Below are 23,479 nucleotides of genomic sequence, written 5' to 3'. Positions count from 1 at the left end.
ACGTCAAAACAAGGGTCAGGCGACAACGTGCGCTGAATGATATGTCACTAAAACGCTTGCCTGAGAAGCGCCGATATCTGACGCAACACGCTCTAGTGTGCGGTGAGCCGTCGCGTCACGGAGTATGACCTTGGCCACGAAGGGCCACCAATAATGATACCGAGCAAAACCCTTTAACAAGGCCTGCGGCAAAATAGCACGGCTCATTTTAGTTCTCAGGGGTAACGCGGTTACGTGCCCATATTCTTACTCGTGTGTTAACACGCGTGCCCCTCTTTACCAGCCGTTTGAACACCCTCTTCTAAACACTATGAAGCGATGAAAAAAATCTTTTTCGCGCTCATGATCTCTTGCTGCAGTGTTCCATAACTGCTTGTATCCTTGGCCGATACAAAGCCGAGTGGCGGCTGCTAACGCCCAGGTCCGATATCCGCTGTAATGGAAACCGTGCTTTCCATAAGGTAGTAACGTGAAGCGTGATACCCACTTGGTTGTGCTTTTACTGCTGGTTATTGGTTGTTCCCTGGCGTCATTGACTGTCTGGAAGGTGTTTGCCTCTCGAGATCGAGCACTGGAGGAAGTCAACGTCCATGGCTTGAACCTTACTCAGGCGCTCTCCACTTATTCCGAAGGCATCGTCCGCCAGAGCGCGCTGTTGTTGCTCGGGCTTGTCGAACGCCTGGAAACCGAAGGCAGCGGACCTGCGCAAATTCAGCGGCTGCGGGCGTTGGTAGGCCGCCAGGAGCCGCTGATGCCACAGCTGAGCGGTATCACCATTTACGATAATAAGGGGCACTGGTTAATGTCCTCCAACCGGCCGATTCCTGCCGGGGCGAACAGCTCTGATCGAGCCTACTTCATCCATCATCGTGATGATCCATCCCCCGAGATCTTTATCGGTCCGCCGATCATCAGCCGCTCTAATCGGGAGTGGGTGATGACCATCAGCCGACGGTTTAATGGTGCTGACGGCGAATTTGCCGGGGTCGTGTCAGTCACCTTGGGGATCGAAAACTTCTTGCGGCTGTTTGGAAAAATCGATGTAGGACAGGAGGGTGCTATCGGCTTGTCCCACACCGACGGTACGTTGCTGGTTCGCTATCCCTTCCGCGAGCAGGACATGGGGCGCAACTTTTCCTCGTCGCCGATCTATTCAAAGTACCTTGTCGATCGGTCAGTCGGCACCGCGTCGTTCACCTCCAGCCTGGACGGGGTGGAGCGGCTCTACGCCTTCCGCAAGAGTGACCGGCTGCCGCTGATCACGACAGTGGCACTCGGTAAACGCGAAGCCCTCGCCGCGTGGCGAACAGAGGCCCTGCTCTCGGCGGTGGTCGTTTCGGGGTTGCTGGGGCTTATCGGCATTATCGGCTGGTTTTTGATCCTGGATATCCGTCGTCGAACCGAGGCAGAGGATCAGTTGCGTGAAACTCAGCAGCGGTTGCTTTCCTCGAACAGGCAGCTTGAACTGCTGGCAATGAAGGATGCCTTGACAGGTTTGGCAAACCGGCGCTGTTTTGATGAGAGCCTCGCCATGGAGGCGCTGCGAGCAAAGCGTGAGGGCACGACGCTGGCTTTGCTGATGATCGATATCGACTACTTCAAACGCTTTAACGACTCGTTCGGGCATGTGGCAGGCGACGCGTGCCTGCAGACGGTTGGCAGAATTTTCGAGGCGTGTTTAAGGCGACCGTCAGACCTGGTCGCACGTTATGGCGGCGAGGAGATGGGCATCATCATGCCAGACACCGACAGTGACGGCGCCACAGCGGTTGCACAGCGCATTCTCGACCTGTTGAAGAAAGAAAATATTGCGCATCACACCAGCCCGTTTGGACGGCTAAGTGTGAGCATCGGCATTGCGACAGCCACAGGGTCTCAACTGGAGCATTTGCAAGGGTTGATTGAGGTAGCAGATCAGGCTTTGTACAACGCTAAGGCGCAGGGACGTAACCAGTTTGTGAATGGGTGCTGGTAGTCGTGGAAAGGCACGTTATCTTGGACACCGATTTAGGTTACGCCGCCAACCCTGAGCGTGAACATCTGGCAAGCGCCCCATACTGGAGCGCTAGGGTCTGATGGATTGCTGCGTCTATAGGGTGTAAGTGACGCCCACTTGCACCGTACGAGGTTCACCGGGGTAAGCGTAGAAGTTCAGGAACGAGCCTTCTTCGTACTCACGGTTGAACAGGTTCTTCACGTCGAGGTTGAGTCTGACCTTTTCGTTGACTTTGTAATAGCTGAGCAAGTCGACGACGGTGTAAGCGCCCATCGTGAAGGTGCTGTTGGCGGTCTGCCCGGCACGCTCGGCTACGTATTTTCCACCTGCGCCGAGGCCCAATCCCTTGAGCGCGCCATCCTGAAATTCATACACGTTGAGCAGGCTGAAGCTATTGCGCGGAATATTCGCCAGGCGCGTGCCGGTGCGCACCTTGGTGTCTTTGGTCACTGCGGCATCCACGTAGCCATAGCCGCCGATCATCCGCCACTCGGGCGTCAGGTTGCCGGCCACGTTCAGATCAAAGCCGCGACTGCGTACCTGCCCTGTCGCGACATTGAAGGCTGAATCAACGGGGTCGACGCCCTGGACATTGCTCTTGTCGATCTGATAGATCGCCGCATCGACACTCAACTGCCGGTCAAGCGCTTCCCACTTCACACCCACCTCGTAGGACTTGCCCTTCTCCGGCGCGAACCCGCCGCCTTGGCGACTGGCGCCCGTGTTGGGCTTGAACGAGCGTGCGGCATCCGCGTAGATCGCGACAGTGTCAGTGAGGTCATACATCACACCCACGCGCGGAGTGACGGCGTTGTCGGCGGCGTTCCAGTTTTTCACGCCGGGTACGTAGGATTCGTACGCGTGCTCGAAGCGTTCAAAACGCGCACCGGCGAGTACTTTTAAACGCTCGGTCAATGCCACTTGATCCTGCACGAAGGCCGCGTAAGTTTTGAGGTTTTCTTTGTCGTGGGTAGGCGTACGCGTCAGCGCCGGACGTGGCTGGCCATAGACCGGGTTGAAGATGTCGATTGGAAAAGCCCCCGCCGCGCCGCTGGAGCGTTGGATGATCGACGAGTAGTCATACACTTCGTACTCGACACCGGTCAGCAACGTGTGATCAAAGGCTCCCGTGGAAAAGTGCCCGGTCAGGTTCAGTTGATAGTCTTTGTCGGTCCAGTCCAACTTGCGGTAGTTGAAATTGCGCTGGAGCGTTCGCCCATCGGCATTCAAGCTGGTAGCGCCGTTGGCCTCAACCGCATTGCCCTTCATCGTACCGTCCAACCACTGGAAACCGCCGCCCAGGCTCCAGTTGTCGTTGAGCATGTGCTCGAACCGCAACTGAGCCATGTTGTTATCGTTGTGCAGGTTACCGGCGTATTTTTCACCCCAGAAGGTGTCGCGGGACGCGGTGCCGCGTTGGTTGGCGAAACGAGTCAGGCCTCGATCAAGCGGATGATTGTTGCGCATGAAGTCGCCTTCGAAAATCACCTTGGTGTCGTCATTGACCTGCCAACTCAGTACCGGCGTTACCCCATAGCGTTCGGTTGAGACATGGTCACGGAAGGTGTCACCGCCCTCGCCTACCACGTTGAGGCGATAGGCCAGGCGCCCTTGCTCGTCCAGTGGGCCGGAGGCATCCAGGGTGCCGCGCTTCATACCTTGATCATCCAGCTGGCTACCCAATGTGACCGTGCGCTCAGGCAATGGCTGCTTGGAGACCACATTGAAGGTACCGCCGGGATCGCCACGCCCATAGAGCATCGTCGCCGGTCCGCGAAGCACTTCAAGGCGCTCAATGCTGTTGGCGTCCGGCATGCTTGGATAGCCACGGTTAATCGGAAAACCGTTGCGGTAGAACTCGGCTGTGGTAAAGCCTCGCACCGTAAAGCTGGTAAGTCCCTGGCCGCCGAAGTTGTTCGCGCGGCCGACGCCGCCCGCATAGTCCAGGGCCTCCTGCAAGCGAGTCGCACCGATGTCCTCGACCACGTCTTTGGGCACGACGCTGATGGACTGAGGCGTCTCATGAATTGAGGTGTCAGTGCGCGTCGCACTGGCAGAGCGTGTGGCGCGATACCCCTTGACCGGTCCTTGCGCCGTCTCCGGGTTTGATTCGCCCGTGACATTGATGGCTTGCAGTTCAAGGCTGGTATTTTCGGTACTCGCAACCTGCGCCCAGGCAAACGTGGAAAACGACTGAAGCACGCAGAGAGAAATCAGGGTACGACGCATGGATTTTTTGACCTGATGGATGAGCGGACGGGAAAGTCAACCTGCCGGGAATTTCGCGAGGCATGATATACCAGCGATTCCCATTTGCCACTCATTCTCATTCGTGCTTTTTCGAGTATCTGCTATGTAACAGTCAAAAAACGATGCTTTTGTGCGTTCCATATCCAGCCAAAGCGTGGCCTCTTTCCAGATGATTATCGCGTTGGACAATGTGGCTCCAAGGCGCGAAAGGACACCTTTACCCCGCACAACTCTATGTCTAGATCCAGATCGCGCATATATTCGAACGCCTAGAAATACACGAGATTAATCTGATTTAATAAGGGCCACGCACGCCAAATAACTCCAACAACCGAGCTTTTTCCGGTCAGCCCCCGACCGGGTTCATACCCACCATTCGCGTCACTCGAAGCGACCGCTAGGATTCGGGAAATGGCAGTGGTACATCGCCATCCCGACGCACCTCAAAAACATTCAGCGTCATCGCCACTAACGCGTAGTACCCGTAGACCCCGATCAGCTCGACAACGGCTGGCTCGCCCAGCGAACTAACAGCTTCGGCGTATAGGGCGTCATCCACACGACGAGATTCATAGAGGGTCTTCCCAAGCCAATACACAATGCGCTCGTCATCCCGTTGGAACTCGGGCAATACCTGCTGTTTGAGCGACGCTATTACGCTGTCTGGCACGCCCGCGCTACGGGCAATGGGTTCGTGAATTTGCCACTCCGCCTGGGACTGCCACCAAGCGGCAGTGAGCAGAATAGCGAGCTCGGTCAATCGAGGCTCCAGGCGCGTGCCGTATCGGCAAAACGCTCCCAGCCGTTGAGCATGATCGGCAAGCTCGGGGCTGTGAATCCATGCTAAAAACGGGCCGTCAAGGTTGCCTCGTGGGCCGCTGATGATCTGTCTGAGGACGGTTCTCTGTGCTTCATCCATGTGTGCTTCAGACAGTGGGCTGAGGCGCGATTGAATGGGCATATCTCATACTCCTTATTTATTCACGTCGGAGCCCTGCTCCACCCGGTGTCTTAAAGCGCTAGGCGTGTAAAAAGTACCTTTATCGCAGGCCGGGTCACAAGATAAAGCAGTCCATGGAGTGATCCGTGTGGTCGATGGGTGGCTGCACGCCTGCCTACCGTTCATCTATCCGAGGATAGAAAAAAACAACATCATAATGATGGCACTGTCTGATACGGTGTATATGACCACAGGTATTCCGAGGATTGTCATGGGCCAAGGCGCTCCTATTCCGCCGGATGAAATTGAACGGCTTAAAGAGGTCGAAAAATTTTGTCCAACTGACAGCGATTACGATGCTGTCTTCGATAAAATCGTCGAGATGGCTTCTGCTTACTACAACGCCCCCATAGCGCTGATTTCGATCGTTGATAAGCATCAGCAATGGTTCAAAGCGCGCGTAGGGCTTGAAGAAGCCCAGACATCACGGGAAGTGTCCTTCTGCGCTTACTCGACGCTGGACAACACCCCGTTGGAGGTATTGGACGCAACGCTTGATCCGCGCTTTGCGGACAATGCCCTGGTCACGGGGCCTCCGTATATTCGCTATTACGCGGGTACTCCACTGATTACCGAAGAGGGGTTTACGCTGGGAAGCCTGTGCATCATTGATACGGTCTCACGCCCTGCGATGAGTGAGCGTGATAGCGAGATGCTCAAAGGTTTCGCTGAACTGGTGATGATGCGCATACGCGGCATGCGCTCTCGAAACTTTGTCGACCAACCCACGGGGCTGTTTAATCGACTGCGCCTTGAGGAAGATATACGCCAGGCGCTAAAGGCTGACAGCGCGTGCCAGGTGTATGCCGTTGATATCGTCTCGCCAAAGTTCCTCAACGATATCGTAAAGGCGCTGGGCTACAGTTTTGCCGCAGACTTGATCCTGGCAATCAAAGCGCGTCTACAAAAACTGTTACCGCCACAGTGCCTACTTTATAAAATAAGCCCGACGCGGTTTGGTTTCCTGCTTGAGGAGGATCAGACGGCCGAGCACATTTGTGAAAGCATCCTCAAGGACTTCAAAAAGCCTGTCGAGTGCCACGCCATCCCCATTCTCATGCAAGTGGGGATTGGCGTTCTGCCGATTCACAGCGCTGTGCTCCAGCAAGACTGGCTGCGCCTGGTGGTCAGTGCGGCGGATGAGGCCCGTGACCGTAAGCTGGGATGGTCGCTCTATGAACCCCATTTTGATGCGGCTCAACAACGCGCGTTCATGTTGTTGAGTTCGTTGCCGGAAGCGGTCAGCGCCGATAAACAGTTCAGCCTGGTGTACCAGCCCAAAGTCAAACTGCCCTCAGGGCAGTGTCACTCAGTCGAAGCACTATTACGTTGGACGCACCCGTTACTGGGCCCCATCAGCCCGGCTGAATTTATCCCCCTGGCTGAAAAAACCGCACTCATACCCTCCGTGGGACTGTGGGTGCTCAACGCAATCATCCAGCAAGCGATTAGTTGGAAAGCGCAAGGCGTGCACCTGCGTATTGCGATGAACATTACCGTCAGCGATCTTGAAAACGCCGAATTCGTCGATGCGATGATTCATGAAATTCAACAATACGGCCTGGACCCCGCCAGCTTTGAACTTGAGTTTACCGAAAGTATGCTCATGACCGACCCTGACGAAGTCATCCGGCAGTTGGAGCGCGTGCGTCAGTTTGGCGTAGAGGTAGCGGTTGATGACTTTGGTACCGGCTACAGCAACTGGGCTTATTTGAAAGAACTCCCGGCCAATACCGTCAAGCTTGACCAGTCGCTGATCAGCGGGTTGGGCAGCAATCAGAATGACAAGCAACTGGTTAAAACCCTCATCGGGCTGGCCAAGGGGCTCGGCTACCAGGTGGTTGCAGAAGGGGTAGAAAACCAGGAAATCCTCGACCTGTTAATACAGTGGGGATGTTCCGAAGCACAGGGCTACTTGATAGCCAAGCCTATGAGCGCCAAGGCCTTGGAAGCCTGGATAGGACAAGCAAGCGAAGAAGGTCGGTGCCAGTAGAATGACTGCCGGTTGCCTCGACGGGTATCCTCCGCCGAGGCAACCGGCTCAGCAACACCTTCCGGGTCCACGTAGGTCAAGGTCTTATATGTTTGGCCGTGCGGCTTTATCCACCTGTGCCCCATCCGCTGCACTCAACTTGCCGAGTTGCCGTCGCGGATCAGTTCGGTCACCCAGTCAGCAAATGCTCGCACTGCCGGTGAGAGAAAACGCTGATGCGGATAGAGCAAGGTCACCGGCACGGACGCGGGTTGCCAGTCTGCCAGGACTTCGATCAGCCGCCCTTCCCGCAGATGCTCTGAGACCACTCTCTCGGCGAGCTGCACCAGGCCGAAACCTTCAAGGCACATTTTTATGTAGAGCCCTGTCTCATTAACGGCCGCAGCGCCGCTGACCGGGACTGACATTTGTTCAGTGCCGGTGCCGAAGCACATTTCACCGGTTCGCCTGGCGTTTCCCGAGAAATAATGAATCGCCCGGTGATGTGACAAGTCGTCCGGAGTCTGCGGAATGCCGTTATCTTGCAGATAGGCCGCAGACGCACACGTCACCCAGCGGAACTGGCCGAGCGGGCGTGCAACAAGCGTGGAGTCATTGAGCTGCCCGGTCCGAATCACGCAATCCACGTTCTCCTGAATCAGATCAACCTGCCGATCGTTGACGCCTATCATCAGGTAGATATCCGGGTACCGCGTGTAAAAGTCTTTCAGCTTTGGCATGACGATAAAATGCGCAATGCCTGCGGGCATATCCACCCGCAATCGCCCCTGCGGCCGATTTGCGGACTCCGTCAGGCTGGCCTCGGTCTGCTCGATCAGTTCGAGGATTTCCCGGCATTGCGCCAGATACCGTGCGCCCTCAGGTGTCAGGCTGACCCGCCGCGTGGTTCTGTTCAGCAGGCGCACCTGCAGATATTTTTCAAGACCCTTAATGCTGCTGGTGACCGTAGAGGCCGGCAACGACAGCGTTTGCGCCGCGTGAATAAAGCTCCCCGCCTCTGCCACACGGACGAAAACCTGCATTGCCTGGATGCGGTCCATATTCTTTTTCCATAAACCAAGACAGCAGCAGCCGAACGGCCAGTATTGTTCGTATTTGCTGAATAATTAAAACAGTTTAACCGTCTTTGTCGGGAGTATCACTTTCCGTACCGTCTGTTCACCCCACTCAAACGGAGAGCAGAAGATGACTGGATATACCCGAAACATCGTCGCGCCGCCCGCCTCGCCAGCCGCCCGCACCCTTATCCGCGGCGCCACTGTGCTCAGCATGGACAGTGAAACAGGCAACCTGGCCCGCGGCGATATCCTTATCGAAGGCAGCACAATCACATCGATCAAGGCACACATTGAGGTCGACGACGCCGTTGTTATCGACGCATCCGGCATGATTGCCATGCCAGGCATGGTGGATACGCATCGCCATGCCTGGGAGGGGCAACTGCGCCGGATTAATCCGAACGCGCAAACGCTTGAGGACTACTGCAACGCCACGCACTACTCGTTCGCCAAATTCTATCGCCCAGGTGACATGTATATCGGCAACCTGCTGACCGCATTAGGCTGCATTGACGCCGGCATCACCACCGTGATTGATAACTCCCATAACAGCCGCACCGGCGCGCACTCCGATGCCGCTGTCGAGGCGCTGCTTGACGCAAGTATTCGCTCGATTCACGCCTGCGGTGCGCCGGTCTCCGGGGACTGGGATAAAGCCCACTGGCCCGGCAACCTCGAACGCCTGCAACAGAAATATTTCAAAAATGCAGACAACAGCCTGGTTTCGCTGGCCATGATGGCCCAACTGGAACCCGAACTGTGGGCTGAAGCCCGGCGGCTGGGCCTGCCGATCATCATCGAATTTTTTGGCGCAGACATGGCAACCGAGCTGGCAGGGTTGCATCGCAAAGGACTGCTCGGGCCGGACAACATTTTCAACCACTGCACTGCACTGCCGGACGCAGGTTGGCAAATCCTGCGCGAGGCGGGTGTGCGCGTGAACGTATGTCCGCGCTCCGATGCGCACTATGGCATCGAGGATGGAATGTTCGCCATGCAGGCCGCGCTGCGTCACGGTATCCGCCCGGGACTGAGCGTCGATAACGAAACGTCCTATAGCGGCGATATGTTTATGGAAATGCGGGTGGCATTTTACCTGCAACGCGTCATGGGCATGCACCCGCAGCGTTGCTGCGGTTCAGCGCATCATCTGGTGACCCTGCCGGCTCATAGCCTGCTCAAAGCCGCCACGGCTGACGGCGCAGCCTGTGCAGGATTACAGGACGAAATCGGCAGCCTGACCCCCGGCAAACAGGCTGATCTGATTCTTATCAATACCCAGGACATAAACCTTTACCCGTCGGGCAACGCATTCGGCACCGTGGTACACGCGGCCGAACGCAGCAATGTTGACACGGTCATGATCGACGGTCGCATCGTCAAACGCGGCGGCAACGTACTGGGCGTGGACCGTGAGCGGCTGCGTGCGGCGATCGACGAATCCCGTGAGCATCTATTTGCCGCAGCCGGCTATCGACCTGACCTGTTTGCCGAGGCGTTTGAGCATCCTCAGCCATAGCACAGCAAAAAAAAGTGCCCATTGTCAGTCGGTATATTTCAGCATATCTTGTACAAAACTTATACACGGGCATGCTCGATGTACAACAAAACCCATTGGCCACTGACGCTGTACTTTGATGGTGATTGCCCGCTGTGCGCGCGCGAAATCAAGCTCCTGCAAGGGCACGCCTCAGACACTCGACTGCTGTTTGTTGACATCAGCAGCGTGGCGTTTGACGCCGAGGCGCTAGGGTTCACCTTCGCGCAAATGCAGTCGGTGCTGCATGCCCGTTTCGCCGATGGTCGCTGGCTGACCGGCCTGGACGCCACCCTGTGGAGCTGGCGAGCTGCGGGGCTGGGGGTTTGGGCGGCACCACTGACATGGCGCGCGTTGCGCCCGCTGTTTGAATTCGGTTATCGCCTGTTCTGCCGTTTACGTCCGCATTTGGCGTGGTTACCTCACCCTGAGGGCGGTCGTCGCTGTGTCGATAACCGTTGCGCGCTGCCGGCGTCAAAACCGGCACCCGACAAGCCGCCACGTTGAAACAAGCCGATCGCGCAGGCGTTGCGATGTCACGGGTCGGGCGCAGAGCCTGTTTCAAATCTGAACTCGCCAATGCCCCGTGATCTGCGTCAGACGGTACGCAGCCGCCCCTGCCGAACACCAAGGTTTATCGTCACACGAAGTGCAGCATGGCTGCGAGGACTCAACATGAAACCGTCATTAGCCGATCAGTACCGTGAAATCCTTGTCGGTGTGGGCGAGAACCCCGAGCGAGAGGGGTTACTGGACACGCCCGCGCGAGCGGCCAAGGCGATGCAGTACCTGTGCAATGGCTACACGATGGATCTGGAGAATGTGGTGAACGGCGCGCTATTCGAATCGCAAAGCGATGAGATGGTCGTGGTCCGCGACATCGAGCTGTACTCATTGTGTGAGCATCACCTGCTGCCCTTCATCGGTAAGGCGCATGTCGCGTACATCCCCACTGGAAGGGTGCTGGGCCTGTCGAAAGTGGCGCGAGTCGTGGATATGTTCGCCCGCCGCTTACAGATTCAGGAAAATCTCACCAAGCAAATTGCCGACGCCATTGCGCGCGCCACCGATGCCGCCAGCGTGGCGGTCGTCATTGAAGCAAAGCACATGTGCATGATGATGCGTGGGGTGGAGAAACAAAACTCGGTGATGACCTCATCGGTGATGCTGGGGGCCTTTCGCGACAACTCCGCTACGCGTCAGGAGTTTCTGCAACTGATAGGGCGTGCGGGTTAACACCAACCAATCGCTTCAGAGCGTGGGAGAGGCCGAATGAACAGTTCCTTCAGGATGAACTCCCTTGGCGAGGGCTATCGTGCCTTGGTAATAGGCGCCAGTGGTGCGCTCGGCTCGGCTTTTTGTGAGTGGCTCAATCAGGATCCAAACTGCGCGTACGTGCGTGAACTGGGGCGTAACAGTGTGCCCTGCCTGAATCTGGAGGATGCCGGCAGTATCGCCGCAGCGGCAGCTGCATTGGCTGAAGAAGCGCCGTACCAGTTGATCGTGCAGGCGACCGGGTTACTTCATCGCGACGGCATAAAACCTGAAAAAAGTTACACCGCCATTGAAGCAGACGCATTGCAGTCGGTATTTCAAGTCAACACGTTGGGGCCTGCTCTGGTGTTGCGTTATTTTCTGCCGTTACTGGACGCTCATGGCGCAATGGCAATGCTCTGCGCCAAGGTCGGTAGCATCGGCGACAATCGCTTGGGTGGCTGGTACGCCTATCGTGCCTCCAAGGCAGCACTGAACATGCTGATCAAAACGGCGGCCATCGAACTGGCGCGAACCCGCCCTCAGACGCGCTTGCTGAGCCTGCATCCCGGCACGGTTATTTCGGGCCTGTCTCAGCCGTTTCGCGGGGCATCTGCCGCCAGGCCCGCCAGCACGGCGGCGCGCGAATTGTTATTGCTGATTGACAGCTTGAAGCCTGCCGACAGCGGCGAGTTTTTTGCTTACAACGGAGAGCGGCTGCCGTGGTAGGTACGGGGTGTCACATGAACAAGACACAGCGACTGTGCCTGGTCTTGGGTGACCAGTTGTGTTTTGACTTGGCCTCATTGCAGGCATTGGACGCCGAGCACGATACGGTTTTGCTGGTCGAGGTGATGGAGGAAGCCAGCCACGTGCCACATCACCCGCAGAAAATTGCACTGATCTTCAGCGCGATGCGCCATTTTGCCGAGGCGCTGCAAGCACGTGGCGTCCGCGTGCAATACGTCCGCCTCGATGATCCGCACAACAGTGGGTCAGTGCCGGGCGAGTTACGGCGCTGGCAGTCGCGGCTGCAGGCGCAGTCGCTGCATCTGACGGAATGCGGTGACTGGCGTCTGGAACAGTCCCTCAAGGATTGCGGCCTGGCCATCGAGTGGCATGTCGATAGCCGCTTTCTCTGCACACGCGCCGAATTCTCGTCCTGGGCCGAAGGCAAAAAGCAGCTGCGCATGGAGTATTTCTACCGTGAGATGCGGCGCAAAAGTGCTCTGCTGCTCAATGGCGACGGCAGCCCGGTTGGCGGTGCCTGGAACTTTGATACGGAAAACCGCAAGGCCCTGCCCAACAATGTGAGAGCCCCCTCGCCCCTGCGCTTTACGGCGGATGCCATCACCCAGGAGGTGCTGGCCCTGGTCGAAACAAACTTCAGCAGCCATTACGGCGAGCTGGGCACCTTTGACTACCCGGTGACACACGCCGACGCCCAGGCGCTGTGGGAGTATTTCCTCGACTGGGGGTTGGCAGCATTCGGCGACTACCAGGATGCCATGGCCAGTGATGAACCCTTCCTGTTTCATGCGCGGATCAGCGCCGCGCTGAATATTGGCCTGTTGGATCTGCGTCAGCTGTGCAACGACGTCGAGTCGGCGTATCAGGCGCACCGGATTCCATTAAACGCCGCCGAAGGCTTTATTCGTCAACTCATCGGCTGGCGTGAATATGTACGGGGTGTCTACTGGCTGAAAATGCCCGATTACGCCAGCGGCAATCTATTTGGCAATAGCCGACCGCTTCCAGGGTTCTACTGGACGGGTGACACCAAAATGAACTGCATGAGCCAGGCAATCGGCCAAAGTTTGAAACACGCCTATGCCCATCATATCCAGCGGCTCATGTTGACCGGCAACTTTGCGCTTTTGGCCGGCATCACGCCGACTCAGATTTGCGACTGGTACCTGGCGATTTACATGGACGCGTTCGACTGGGTCGAGATGCCCAATACATTAGGCATGGTCATGCACGCCGATGGCGGGTACCTGGGCTCCAAGCCTTACTGCGCCAGTGGCCAATATATCAAGCGCATGTCTGACTACTGCCGCAACTGCGCGTACAAGGTCAGCGAAAGCACGACCGACGACGCCTGCCCGTTCAATTCGCTTTACTGGCATTTCCTGATGCGTCACGCAGACCTTCTGCGCAGCAACCAGCGCCTGGTCATGGTCTACAAAAACCTCGACCGGATGGCTGAACCCAAACAACAGGCGCTCTGGGATCGTGGCCAGACACTGCTCGCCAGGCTCGATGCCGGGGAGTCGTTTTGAAGAAGAGCGAACTCCCGGTAAAAACCTGTGCGGTGTGCGGATTCAATGTCGTCTGGCGCAAGAAATGGGCTCGCTGCTGGAATGAGGTGCGCTACTGCTCAGAGCGTTGCCGACGCAACAAATCCCTTCAACGCTGACCTGATAAAAGACCTTCCCGGGCCGCTTCACATGGCTCGGGCCTTTCAATATGTAAAAATATATATTATACAAATACAAAATGATTCTGCGGTCGATTCTATTGCCGAATCAGCCAGCCTGCCGCGCTCGCGGCGATCCAAGTCCTTTACCCGCCCTTCTGCGCAGGAGATGCAACATGAGCATTGATTGGGTCAACTTCACGCCTTGGGCTTCGTTAGGCGGAGGGGCCTTGATAGGGCTGGCGGTGAGCATGTTCATGCTCGCCAATGGCCGTATCGCAGGTATCAGTGGTCTGCTTGGAAGCGTGTTGCATGTTGGCAGTGAAGGCTGGAGCGAAAAGGCGTTATTTCTGCTTGGCCTGTTGATTGCGCCATTGTTGTGGGGGGCGTTCGCCGTATTGCCGCAGATCGAGATTAAGGCCGAGTGGCCGGCCCTGATTATTGCGGGCCTGCTCGTCGGCTTGGGAACCCGTTACGGCTCCGGCTGTACAAGCGGTCATGGCGTTTGTGGGATCTCTCGATTGTCTCCCCGCTCCATCGCCGCAACTGTGTGCTTTATGTTCGCTGGCGTGGCCACGGTGTACACCCTTCGTCACGTGGTGGGCATATAAAGATGATCAAGTTGAGCGCATTTTTTGCAGGACTGATCTTCGGCCTTGGCCTGCTCCTGGCCGGCATGGCAAACCCCGCCAAGGTACTGGCTTTTCTTGATGTGGCCGGGGCCTGGGATCCGTCACTCGCACTGGTGATGGGAGGCGCCATCGCAGTGGCGGTTATCCCTCTGAATTGGGCGCGCAGGAACACGCATTCCTTGCTCGGCGCCGCCCTGCAGTTACCGACGAAAAGGGCGTTGGATGCCCGCTTGATTGTCGGCAGCCTGGTGTTCGGTATCGGTTGGGGCATTGCGGGGATCTGCCCTGGCCCAGCGGTCGCTATTCTGCTGACCGGGCACACGCAAATCATCCTGTTCGTATTGGCCATGTTGGCCGGTATGTACCTGTTTGCGGTGTTGGACCGTCACACGCGCTGATTAAGGTGATAGCCATGAAAGCGAATGGTGTGAGCCAAGGCGTATTTGATACCCGCGCTCAATGCGTGTCGTCGAGGCTCAAGCGACGTTTACGTTGGCAGGCGCAAAAAACTGGACGCGGACTTCAAACCCCTCCTCCCGGCCTGTTGCGGGCGAGGCCAGGGTTAACGTTGCTTTGACCCCTAGCGCAATCGTTTTGGCAATCGCCAAGCCCAACCCTGAACCACTGGCTTCGCTGTTACCCCGCACAAAGCGTTCGGTCAGGCGTTGCAACACCGACGCCGGCACCGGCGGACCGCCGTTGATCACCTGCAGCAGCGCCTGGTCCGTGAGGCTGACTTCGACCGGTTGGTCCACGGCACCGTACTTCAACGCGTTTTCGATCAGGTTGCGCAGCAAAATGCCAAACGCGTCCGGGTCAATCACAGTGTAAACACTGGGCTGGGTCGGCAGCCGCAAGTGGACTCGCTGCCCATTGTTGCGGTTCCACTCGTCCACCCCATGGGCCAATAACGGGATCAGGTCCTGGGGCGCCTCGGATAACAGCCCACCACCCTCGGCCTTGGCCAGTTGCATGAGCTTTTCCGAGAGCCGCGCCAAATCGTGCAATGCGTTTTCGATCTTCGCCGCCCGCACGCGCAACGGGCCTTCTGGCGCTTCCTGGCGCAAGCGCTGAATCTGCGCCAACGTCGCGGCCAGCGGCGTGCGCAGTTCATGGGCGCTGTTTGCGGTAAAGCTGCGCTCGGCCTCCAACGTCTTGCGCAGGCGCTCAAGCAAGTGGTTGACCGCTTCGGCCAATGGGTCGATTTCCGCCGGCAAGCGTGTCACGTTGATCGGTGACAAATCCCCGGCCCCGCGGGTTTCCAGCGCACGGCGATAGGTCAACACGCTGCGCAAGCTGATGCGCACAAATAACCAGGTGCCTAACAGACTGATAGGAACCAACGCCAACAACGGCAGCAACAACGCAAACAAGGCTTCCTGCGCCGCTTCACGGCGATGCGCCAGCGGTTCGGCAATCTCAATGAACAGCGTTTTGCGTAGCGCGCTAGCCCCATACAGCCGGTACTTTTCAGTGGTGGAAAACCCTTCATCCGGATGTTTGTTGAAGATCTTCGGGTTGGCATCGTGGGATTGCATCAAAATCCGGCCCTGTGCATCACGCACCAGATAGGTCAGGTATTCCTTGTGCATTTTCAGGGTGGCCACGTGTTGTGCTTCGCGGGGCGCCTCGCGGTTGCTGATCTCCAGCACGGCCAAGGGCAGGATGCGTTGCGCGGTCTCTTCCAGGGCGCTGTCGAACGCCTCGTTCAGTTCATGTTGCACCACCAACCAGGCACCGACGGTCGCTCCCAGCCAGAGCAAGGTCATTCCCAGGGTCAATCCCAGGCCGAGGCGTTTTTGCAGGCTTATCGGCGACTTCATACTGGCGTCAACCGATAACCCATGCCACGAACGGTCTCAACCAGGTCGCGTCCCAGTTTTTTACGCAGGCGACTGATATAGACCTCAATGGTGTTGCTCTCGATCTCCGCGCCAAAAGCGTACAGGCGCTCTTCGAGCTGGGACTTCGACAGCAACGCATTGGGGCGCTGCACGAATGCCTCGAACAGCGCCCACTCACGTGCGGTCAAGTCCACGGTGATACCGGCGCGCTGGACTGTGCGAGCGTTCATGTCGATCTGCAGTTCACCGAGTTTGATCTGCGGGTTGGGGTTACCGCTGTAACGTCGGGCCACGGCTGCCACCCGGGCCGAGAGTTCAAACAGGTCGAACGGTTTGACCAAGTAGTCGTCAGCGCCGGCATTGAGGCCGGCAATGCGATCGGATATTTGGTCCTGGGCGGTGAGGATAATCACCGGGGTCACGTTGCCTGCTGAGCGCTGCTCGCGCAAAAAGTCCAACCCGCGACCGTCCGGCAACATCAGGTCCAGCAGGATCAAGTCATAAGGCGTGGTGCGCACGCTATTGCTTGCGTGGTTCAGGCGCTGCACCCAATCAACCGCATGGCCGTCGTCGGCGATCTGCTCGCGCACTGCCTCCCCCAGCCCGGGGGCATCCTCAACCAATAAAACCCGCATCTGCTACCTCTCCTGATGAGTGTCGTGCAGCACCTTAACCGCCAGACCTGAGGTGAATCTGAAGATTCAGCTGGTTGTCAGGAATGCCCCTTAGGGTAGGCCACAGAGGCCTATCCGGCAGGAGACAGATCATGAAAACCGCATTTATTGCACGTACCGCGCTGTTGAGCCTGTTGCTCAGCGGTAGCGTGCTGGCCGATGACGACTGCAGCGAGCCCGTCAGCGATTGGCAACCGCGAGAGACCTTGCGTCAACGCGTAGAGCAGCAATACGGCTGGAGCGTGCAGCGCATCAAGGTCGACGACGGTTGCTACACGCTCAGGGGCACTGACCGCAGGGGCAACGCCATCGAGGCGCGTTATGCACCCGCCTCCCTGCGTCTGCGCACGTTGCACGTCAATTTCGGCGACGACGGCGATGCCCGGGACTACCTCGTCAGCCCGGGTGCTGAATGAGCATTTCGATTTCTCCCCGGGCTTTCAGGTTGTTGTCAGCCAGCAAGTCCAGGCTCTCGCTACAACGCTCAACCAGGACATCCTCATGAAAAAATTCATCGCTGCAACCTGCCTCGCCGGCGCCATTGCCTTGCCGGGGCTGGCCCAGGCCCGTGAAGTGACCCTGACGACCCAGCTCAAGGACTACAACGGTAACGATGCGTACCTGGCGATTTACCTCACCGATGCCAACGGCCAGTACCAGAAAACCCTGTGGGTCGCCGGCAAGAAGGCCAAGTACTACCGGCATTTGACTGACTGGGCCCGCGGCAGTGGCCAGAACCCCAGGGAGTTTGATGGGGTCAGCGGTGCCAGTGTGGGCAGCGGACGCACCCTCAAAGTCAGTGTTGAATTGGCTGACACCTTGATTGATGCCGGGTATCAGATCCGAATCGACAGCGCCGTGGAGAACCAGCGTGAAGGACGAGCCGACATCAGCGTACCCCTGACCACCCAAGGATCAGGCAAGCCGGCAACCGGCAGCACTTACGTCAACGCGTTTACTTACGACCTGTAGCACCCACCCCTTCAGGAGGCTGAACATGCTTCGCCAGTTTCATTCGCTGCCCGGTCTGATCGCCGCCCTGTTGGTCATGATATTGGCCATCAGTGGCGCGGTATTGTCGGTTGATCCGGCGCTCGAACGCCTGCACAACACGTCCACCGCTGCCGGCCAGCTTAATGTCGGCCAGTTGGCGGAAGGCGTCGCACATCACTTTCCAGGCGTGGAGCAAATCCAGCGCACCGCCTCCGGCACGGTCATCGTCTACTACAACCGCGATGGCCAGTCCGGGGCGGAAACGGTTGACCCACTGACCGGCCAGGGCCTCGCGCCCTACGCGCCGTCCACCTTCACCCGCTGGGTGAAAGACTTGCACCGCGCGCTGTTCATGGGCACACCGGGCCATGGCGTGTCGGGCGTCGGTGCGTTGTTCATGTTGATCCTGGCAGTGTCCGGCGCGTTGCTGCTGGCCCGGCGCCTGGGTGGCTGGCGCAACCTGCTGCGGCCACTGCGCGGCACGTTCAGCCAACGCTGGCATGCGGAAGTCGGGCGCCTGGCTTTGCTCGGGCTGCTGCTGTCGGCCGTAAGCGGGCTGTACATGGCCGCCACGACCTTCGGCTTGATCGCCGATGGCAGCCAGGGTGAACCGGCCTTCCCCACCCACCTCAGCGCCGGCCCGGCGTTACCGGTGGCGAACCTGCAGGCCTTGCAGGCCATCGACCTGAATGACCTGCGCGAACTGGTCTACCCGAGCCCGGGCAACCCAAATGATGTGTTCTCGTTGCGCACGGCCCAGGGTGTTGGCTACGTAGACCCGGTCAGCGGCGCCCTGCTGTCCTATCAACCCCACGACTCCATGCACACCGTCTACCAATGGGTCTATCAGCTCCACACCGCAGAAGGCCTCTGGTGGCTGGGCTTGCCACTCGGGCTCTGTGCCCTCTGTGTGCCATTGATGAGCGTGACCGGCATCCTGCTCTGGTGGCGCCGTCGCAAAGCCGGTCCGAACATTCGCCACAACAGCCCCGCTCACTCGGCCGACAGCGTGATTCTGGTAGGCACTGAAAACAACACCACATGGGGGTTTGCCAACACGTTACATGCGGCCTTGCATCAGGCTGGGCACCACGTGCACAGCGCGCCGATGAATGAATGGAAAGGCGAGTACCGCAACGCCCAGAGACTGTTGATCCTCACCGCGACCCACGGTGATGGCGATGCACCGGCGTCGGCCGCGCAGTTTCTGGCACGGCTGAACCACAAGGGCGTCAAACCCGGCCTGCCCTTTGCAGTACTGGGGTTTGGGGACCGCCAGTTTCCACAGTTCTGTCAGTATGCCCATCGGGTGCAGGCCGCGCTGGAACTGGCCGGTGCCTCACCGTTGCTGGGGCTGGAAACCGTCAACCGCCAGTCTTCCCAGGAATTTGCGCGCTGGGGCCACGCCCTGGCCACAGCACTGGGGCATGACTTGGCCCTGGCCCATACACCGGAGCCCCCGCGCACCTATCAACTGGAGCTGGCCGAGCGCATCGTTTATGGCGAAGAAGTGAATGCGCCAACCCACGTCCTGCGCTTCAAGGCGCACAGCGAGCTACCGGGCTTCCAGGCAGGAGACCTGGTAGGGATTATCCCGGCGAATAGCCCGGTACCGCGTTTTTATTCACTGGCCAGCAGTTCCACGGACGGCGTGCTCGAGATTTGCGTACGCAAACACCAAGGAGGCCTCTGCTCGCAACTCCTGCATGGCCTGGACCTCGGCGCTTCGGTCGAAGCCTTTATCCAGCCCAACCCACAGTTTCGTCCTGCGTCGGGGGCACACCCGGTGATCCTGATCGGTGCCGGTACCGGCATTGGCCCGCTGGCGGGCTTCATTCGCAACAACACTGCCCGCCACCCGATGCATTTGTATTGGGGCGGGCGCAACCCGGCCTCGGACTTTCTGTACGAGCCTGAACTTAACCGCTACCTGGCAGACCAGCGACTTACCGCATTGCGCGCGGCTTTTTCCCAGGTACAGAACGGTGGCTACGTCCAGGACCGGCTGCGCAGTGATGCACTGTCCTTGCGCCGCCTGGTGGAAAAAGGCGCCCAGGTGCTGGTCTGCGGCAGTCGTGAAATGGCCAAAGGCGTGATGCAGGCCCTGGATGAAATATTGGCTCCGCTGAACCTGAGCGTACTGACCCTCAAGGCACAAGGACGCTACCGTGAAGATGTCTACTGATGTGCAGCGCTACAACCTGAACGGCGAGACCATGGGCACCCGCTACACCGCGGTGTTCTATGCGGCGGCGGGCATCGACACCGACGAAATCGGCCAGCGCCTGGCCCACGCTGTGAGCCGGGTAGACCGGCAAATGTCTACCTGGAAAGCCGACTCTGACCTCAACCGCCTCAACGCAGCCGCCGAGCAGGAATGGCTGCCAGTGCCCAAGGAACTGAGCACGGTGCTGGCCGCTGCGTTACGGGTCAGCCAGCAATCCGGCGGAGCCTTCGAGATTGCCGTCGGCGATCTGGTGCAAGCCTGGGGCTTCGGCCCCGGCGAACAGACGATCACCGCGCAAGCACTCACGATGCCACTGCCACGCGCGCGACTCTCCGCCAGCGCGGCGCTGGTGGTGGACTCGCAACGCAATCGGGTGCGCAAACGGGCGCCGCTGAACCTGGATTTGAACGGCATCGCAAAAGGCTTTGGCGTCGATGAACTGGCCCGTTGCCTGGAAGCGTCAAACATCACCCGCTACCTGGTCGGCATTGACGGCGAAATGCGCGCCCGGGGCATGAAGCCAGATGCCCAACCCTGGATCGTGGCCATTGAAAAACCCTGCCGGGGCGTGCGGCAAGTCATGGGCGTAATGGAACTCGTCGACGCCGCCATCGCCACGTCCGGGGACTACCGCCACTGGGTGGAGATGAGTGGGCAATCCTGCGCCCACACCATGAACCCCGTCACCGGCGCACCGCTGCGCAACGCGCTCGCAGCGGTTACCGTCGTGGCGGGCTCGTGCATGCTCGCTGATGCCTGGGCCACGGCACTGATGGTGCTGGGTGAAGTTGAAGGCCCACGCCTGGCACAGGAACGCGGGATGGACGCACTGTTCGTGCTGCGCGACGGTGACGAACTAACAAAAATTTCGATTGTAGGCGGCACCCTGCAAGCGCAGGCTTGAGCCGCCAATCCAAACCCGTGAATAACCTGAGCGCCATCAAACCATGAAATTCATGCACCGGCACACCGAGCATCACCGCAGTGACCGGATCGGCTGGCTGCGCGCCGCTGTCCTGGGGGCCAATGATGGGATCGTCTCCACGGCCAGCCTGTTGATCGGCGTCGCTGCCGCCAACGCCAGCCACTCCACACTGATCGTTACCGGCATTGCCGGGCTGGTGGCGGGCGCGATGTCCATGGCGGCGGGTGAATATGTTTCCGTGCACTCCCAAGCCGATACCGAGCGGGCTGACTTGTCTCGGGAGCGGGCGGAGCTGGACAGCAACCCGAAAGCCGAGCACAGCGAGCTTGCCCATATCTACATGCACCGTGGGGTATCGCCCGAGCTGGCCCATCAGGTCGCCGATCAATTAATGGCACACGATGCACTGGGCGCACACGCGCGCGACGAGCTCGGCATCAGCGCAGCACTCGCGGCCAAACCGCTGCAAGCAGCGCTGGCCTCGGCCGCCAGCTTCGTGCTCGGTGCCGCCTTGCCCCTGGCGGTCATTTTCGGCGCCCCGTCCCACAGCGTAGTCCCGTGGATATCCGGCATGTCGCTGGTCTTTCTTGCCGGCCTTGGCGCCATTGCGGCCAAGGCCGGCGGGGCAAAAATCATCATAGGCGCTTGGCGCGTGACGCTGTGGGGAGCGTTGGCCATGGGCATTACCGCCGCCGTGGGGGCGTTGTTTGGCGCGGTGGTTTAGTGCCCAGCACACGTTCGCCTGTGTTGTGGAGACTTCGCCATGGCATCGATCTGCACATTGCGCCCGCATCCTTCCTCTCGCTCCAAGCCAGCCGACTGGCAGCCTGCGAAGACTTGAACCCAGGCCCGTCGCATTGCTAAGCCCCTAGCCGGTTACCCGGCCAGGTTTTTTTGTACGCGTGGATCAGACCAGTGGCTGCACAATCATCAAGCTGCACGGTGGGTGGTTGAGCACACGTTCGCTGGTGCTGCCGCTGAACCGGCCGCCACCACGGGAATGGGCCGCACCCAGTACCACGATATCGAACGCATTCTGCTCGGCAAACCGTTCAATCACCGCATGAGGGACTCCCGTGAGCAGATACCGGTGGTTCTCTTCAATGCCATAACGTGATGCAAGCGTCTCGAATGCCTCGACCTGCGCGTCATTGACCGCGTCTCTGAGGCTGTCGTCCAGGGTCAGCGTGGGCACACTCATCGACCGCTCCCCCACCACCGACCAATTACTCACACTCAGCAGGTGTAACCTGGCACCGCAAGAGGCCGCCAGTGTGGACGCCAGGTCAAGCACTCGCTCATTGACCCCATGGGTCAACTGTTCAAGGTGGGACAGGTCGATGGTCGCGAGTATTTTCACGGGCCTTGGGTGCCTGGCTTCGGTCACCAGATGCAGGTGCGAGCGGCAGTCACGCAGTAAGTGCCAGTCCAGTGGTTGATGAAAGGCCCGACGGAGTGCGGGCACGTGGTGGATATCCTTGACCACGAGGTCTGCATGGAAGTCATTCACGTACTCAAGCACATGCTCCAGGCTGGCTTTGGCCCAAACCACCTCGCTGGTCACCTGGGCCCCCGCAAGGCGTGCCATGGCGTCATGGTCGAACAGGCCGGCCACCGCCAGGGCCTGGACGTAATCAAACGCCACCATGTGCAATAACGCTCCGGTGGCACAGGCCAACGCCTGCGCACGGTCGAACGCCGGAGTACGGGTCATTTCGGTCGGGGCGATTAATAAAATACGGTTGAGTGTGGGCATTACAGCGGCCTCCTGACAACGGCGGTGCGCTCGACTGCAAACCCGATGTCGCGGTCGGGCTCCCTGCGGCGCTGTCTGTTCAGTATTGAGTTCAACCCAAGGCAGGCGCTGATTTTTATCAACTAAATACCGTGCAGCCGTCCGGTTGCCGCTCACACCTGGCTTGTTGATTTAGCTCAATGACTTTCCGTCGCCCAGGCGTAGAACACACGGACCGGGCCTGACTGCCTGTGATACCCATCGAACTCGACCGAGGACAACATCATGAGCGACCTGAGCCTGCGTAAAAGCGTAATGGAAGAACTCGAATTTCATCCGCAGATCAACGCCGCCAGTATTGGGGTATCGGTGGAAAACGGCATTGTCACGCTGTCCGGCCACGTCAGCAGTTACCCCCAGAAAGTCAATGCCGAGCGCGCGGCAAAGGGCGTCAAAGGGGTGCGGGCCATTGCGCAGGAAATTCAGGTGCGGCTGGACAAACACGCCGGTACGGCGGACGACACCCTTGCCGAGCGAGTCTTGAACATCATCGACTGGAGCGCCGACGTTCCTCAGAACGACATTAAAGTCACTGTACAAAAAGGCTGGATCACCCTGGACGGCGACGTGGACTGGCAATACCAGAAGGAAACCCTGGAGCGTGCGGTGCATGAATTATCCGGCGTGGTCGGCGTGAACAACCGGCTGGCCTTGCGCCCGAATGCCGAGGTGACCGATATCCGCCAGCGCATCGAAGAGGCCCTCAAGCGCAATGCCGAAATCGATGACAAGAACGTTTTCGTCCGAGTGGACGGTGATGTGGTCAGGCTCGAAGGCAAGGTTCACGTGTGGCGCGAGCGCATGCTTGCCGAGCGTGCGGCCTGGTCCGTTCCTGGTGTCATGCGGGTTGAGGATCACCTGCTGATCGCCTGACCGCATCAA

The 23,479-nt window shown here is 58.8% G+C and carries 22 protein-coding genes; 16 read left to right on the top strand and 6 right to left on the bottom strand.

The annotated features are described in order from the left end of the window. Positions 1-469: 469 nt before the first annotated feature. Positions 470-1,975 (top strand): sensor domain-containing diguanylate cyclase, encoded by a 1,506-nt coding sequence (locus CPH89_RS25200; protein ID WP_053256063.1) that lies wholly within the window; start codon positions 470-472, stop codon positions 1,973-1,975. Positions 1,976-2,089: 114 nt separating this feature from the next. Here CPH89_RS25200 and CPH89_RS25195 read toward each other — a convergent pair whose 3' ends face one another. After that, positions 2,090-4,225, bottom strand: coding sequence for a TonB-dependent siderophore receptor (locus CPH89_RS25195; RefSeq protein ID WP_053256064.1), 2,136 nt, complete (start codon positions 4,223-4,225; stop codon positions 2,090-2,092). 418 nt (positions 4,226-4,643) lie between these two features. Then, positions 4,644-5,207 carry a carboxymuconolactone decarboxylase family protein gene (locus tag CPH89_RS25190; RefSeq protein ID WP_053256065.1) on the bottom strand — a complete coding sequence of 188 codons (564 nt, stop codon included), beginning with the start codon at positions 5,205-5,207 and terminating at the stop codon, positions 4,644-4,646. A gap of 250 nt (positions 5,208-5,457) precedes the next feature. On the opposite strand from CPH89_RS25190, the gene CPH89_RS25185 reads away from it, so the two are divergent. Further along, a complete protein-coding gene (locus CPH89_RS25185) occupies positions 5,458-7,239 on the top strand; it encodes a sensor domain-containing phosphodiesterase (RefSeq protein ID WP_053256517.1) in 1,782 nt (593 codons plus the stop codon). Between the two features lie 134 nt (positions 7,240-7,373). Here CPH89_RS25185 and CPH89_RS25180 read toward each other — a convergent pair whose 3' ends face one another. Further along, positions 7,374-8,279, bottom strand: a complete 906-nt coding sequence (locus CPH89_RS25180) for a LysR family transcriptional regulator (RefSeq protein ID WP_053256066.1) — start codon at positions 8,277-8,279, stop codon at positions 7,374-7,376. Positions 8,280-8,424: 145 nt separating this feature from the next. Between CPH89_RS25180 and CPH89_RS25175 the strand changes: the two genes are divergently transcribed. From CPH89_RS25175 to CPH89_RS25140, 8 genes are all read left to right on the top strand, one after another. Beyond that, positions 8,425-9,816 carry an amidohydrolase family protein gene (locus CPH89_RS25175; protein ID WP_053256067.1) on the top strand — a complete coding sequence of 464 codons (1,392 nt, stop codon included), beginning with the start codon at positions 8,425-8,427 and terminating at the stop codon, positions 9,814-9,816. 78 nt (positions 9,817-9,894) lie between these two features. Then, positions 9,895-10,341: a thiol-disulfide oxidoreductase DCC family protein gene (locus CPH89_RS25170; RefSeq protein WP_053256068.1), complete on the top strand. Its 447-nt coding sequence runs from the start codon at positions 9,895-9,897 to the stop codon at positions 10,339-10,341. Between the two features lie 168 nt (positions 10,342-10,509). Further along, the gene (gene folE, locus CPH89_RS25165; protein WP_053256069.1) at positions 10,510-11,070 is read left to right on the top strand and encodes a GTP cyclohydrolase I FolE; all 561 of its coding nucleotides are present in this window, start codon (positions 10,510-10,512) and stop codon (positions 11,068-11,070) included. Between the two features lie 36 nt (positions 11,071-11,106). Further along, positions 11,107-11,817, top strand: coding sequence for an SDR family NAD(P)-dependent oxidoreductase (locus CPH89_RS25160; RefSeq protein ID WP_053256070.1), 711 nt, complete (start codon positions 11,107-11,109; stop codon positions 11,815-11,817). Between the two features lie 14 nt (positions 11,818-11,831). Beyond that, complete coding sequence (locus CPH89_RS25155; RefSeq protein WP_053256071.1) at positions 11,832-13,370, top strand: cryptochrome/photolyase family protein; 1,539 nt, start codon at positions 11,832-11,834, stop codon at positions 13,368-13,370. Then, positions 13,367-13,507 (top strand): DUF2256 domain-containing protein, encoded by a 141-nt coding sequence (locus tag CPH89_RS25150; protein ID WP_073637509.1) that lies wholly within the window; start codon positions 13,367-13,369, stop codon positions 13,505-13,507. The genes CPH89_RS25155 and CPH89_RS25150 overlap by 4 nt, the downstream gene beginning before the upstream one ends. Positions 13,508-13,683: 176 nt before the next feature. Further along, on the top strand, positions 13,684-14,118 hold the full coding sequence (locus CPH89_RS25145; protein ID WP_053256072.1) for a YeeE/YedE family protein: 435 nt from the start codon (positions 13,684-13,686) through the stop codon (positions 14,116-14,118). 2 nt (positions 14,119-14,120) lie between these two features. Further along, positions 14,121-14,537, top strand: coding sequence for a DUF6691 family protein (locus CPH89_RS25140; protein WP_053256073.1), 417 nt, complete (start codon positions 14,121-14,123; stop codon positions 14,535-14,537). A 78-nt stretch (positions 14,538-14,615) separates the two neighbouring features. Here the strand turns inward: CPH89_RS25140 and CPH89_RS25135 are convergent, their stop codons facing one another. Both CPH89_RS25135 and CPH89_RS25130 read right to left on the bottom strand, forming a co-directional pair. Next, positions 14,616-15,962, bottom strand: a complete 1,347-nt coding sequence (locus tag CPH89_RS25135; RefSeq protein WP_053256074.1) for a sensor histidine kinase — start codon at positions 15,960-15,962, stop codon at positions 14,616-14,618. Continuing rightward, entirely contained in the window at positions 15,959-16,618 is a 660-nt protein-coding gene (locus tag CPH89_RS25130; protein ID WP_053256075.1) for a response regulator transcription factor, read from the bottom strand. The genes CPH89_RS25135 and CPH89_RS25130 overlap by 4 nt, the downstream gene beginning before the upstream one ends. Positions 16,619-16,749: 131 nt before the next feature. Here CPH89_RS25130 and CPH89_RS25125 point away from each other — a divergent pair, with 131 nt between their 5' ends. From CPH89_RS25125 to CPH89_RS25105, 5 genes are all read left to right on the top strand, one after another. Beyond that, positions 16,750-17,073, top strand: a complete 324-nt coding sequence (locus CPH89_RS25125) for a PepSY domain-containing protein (RefSeq protein WP_053256076.1) — start codon at positions 16,750-16,752, stop codon at positions 17,071-17,073. A gap of 85 nt (positions 17,074-17,158) precedes the next feature. After that, positions 17,159-17,629, top strand: coding sequence for a DUF2271 domain-containing protein (locus tag CPH89_RS25120; RefSeq protein WP_053256077.1), 471 nt, complete (start codon positions 17,159-17,161; stop codon positions 17,627-17,629). A 25-nt stretch (positions 17,630-17,654) separates the two neighbouring features. Beyond that, the gene (locus CPH89_RS25115) at positions 17,655-19,835 is read left to right on the top strand and encodes a PepSY domain-containing protein (RefSeq protein WP_053256078.1); all 2,181 of its coding nucleotides are present in this window, start codon (positions 17,655-17,657) and stop codon (positions 19,833-19,835) included. Then, positions 19,825-20,781, top strand: coding sequence for an FAD:protein FMN transferase (locus CPH89_RS25110; protein ID WP_053256079.1), 957 nt, complete (start codon positions 19,825-19,827; stop codon positions 20,779-20,781). The genes CPH89_RS25115 and CPH89_RS25110 overlap by 11 nt, the downstream gene beginning before the upstream one ends. Before the next feature lie 43 nt (positions 20,782-20,824). Next, entirely contained in the window at positions 20,825-21,526 is a 702-nt protein-coding gene (locus CPH89_RS25105; RefSeq protein ID WP_053256080.1) for a VIT1/CCC1 transporter family protein, read from the top strand. A 183-nt stretch (positions 21,527-21,709) separates the two neighbouring features. Here the strand turns inward: CPH89_RS25105 and CPH89_RS25100 are convergent, their stop codons facing one another. Then, on the bottom strand, positions 21,710-22,558 hold the full coding sequence (locus CPH89_RS25100) for a universal stress protein (RefSeq protein ID WP_053256081.1): 849 nt from the start codon (positions 22,556-22,558) through the stop codon (positions 21,710-21,712). 264 nt (positions 22,559-22,822) lie between these two features. Between CPH89_RS25100 and CPH89_RS25095 the strand changes: the two genes are divergently transcribed. After that, the gene (locus CPH89_RS25095; RefSeq protein ID WP_053256082.1) at positions 22,823-23,470 is read left to right on the top strand and encodes a BON domain-containing protein; all 648 of its coding nucleotides are present in this window, start codon (positions 22,823-22,825) and stop codon (positions 23,468-23,470) included. Positions 23,471-23,479 lie beyond the last annotated feature (9 nt).

The organism is Pseudomonas fluorescens (assembly GCF_900215245.1).
Lineage (GTDB): Bacteria > Pseudomonadota > Gammaproteobacteria > Pseudomonadales > Pseudomonadaceae > Aquipseudomonas > Aquipseudomonas fluorescens.
This window is presented reverse-complemented; position numbering and strand designations above follow the sequence as displayed.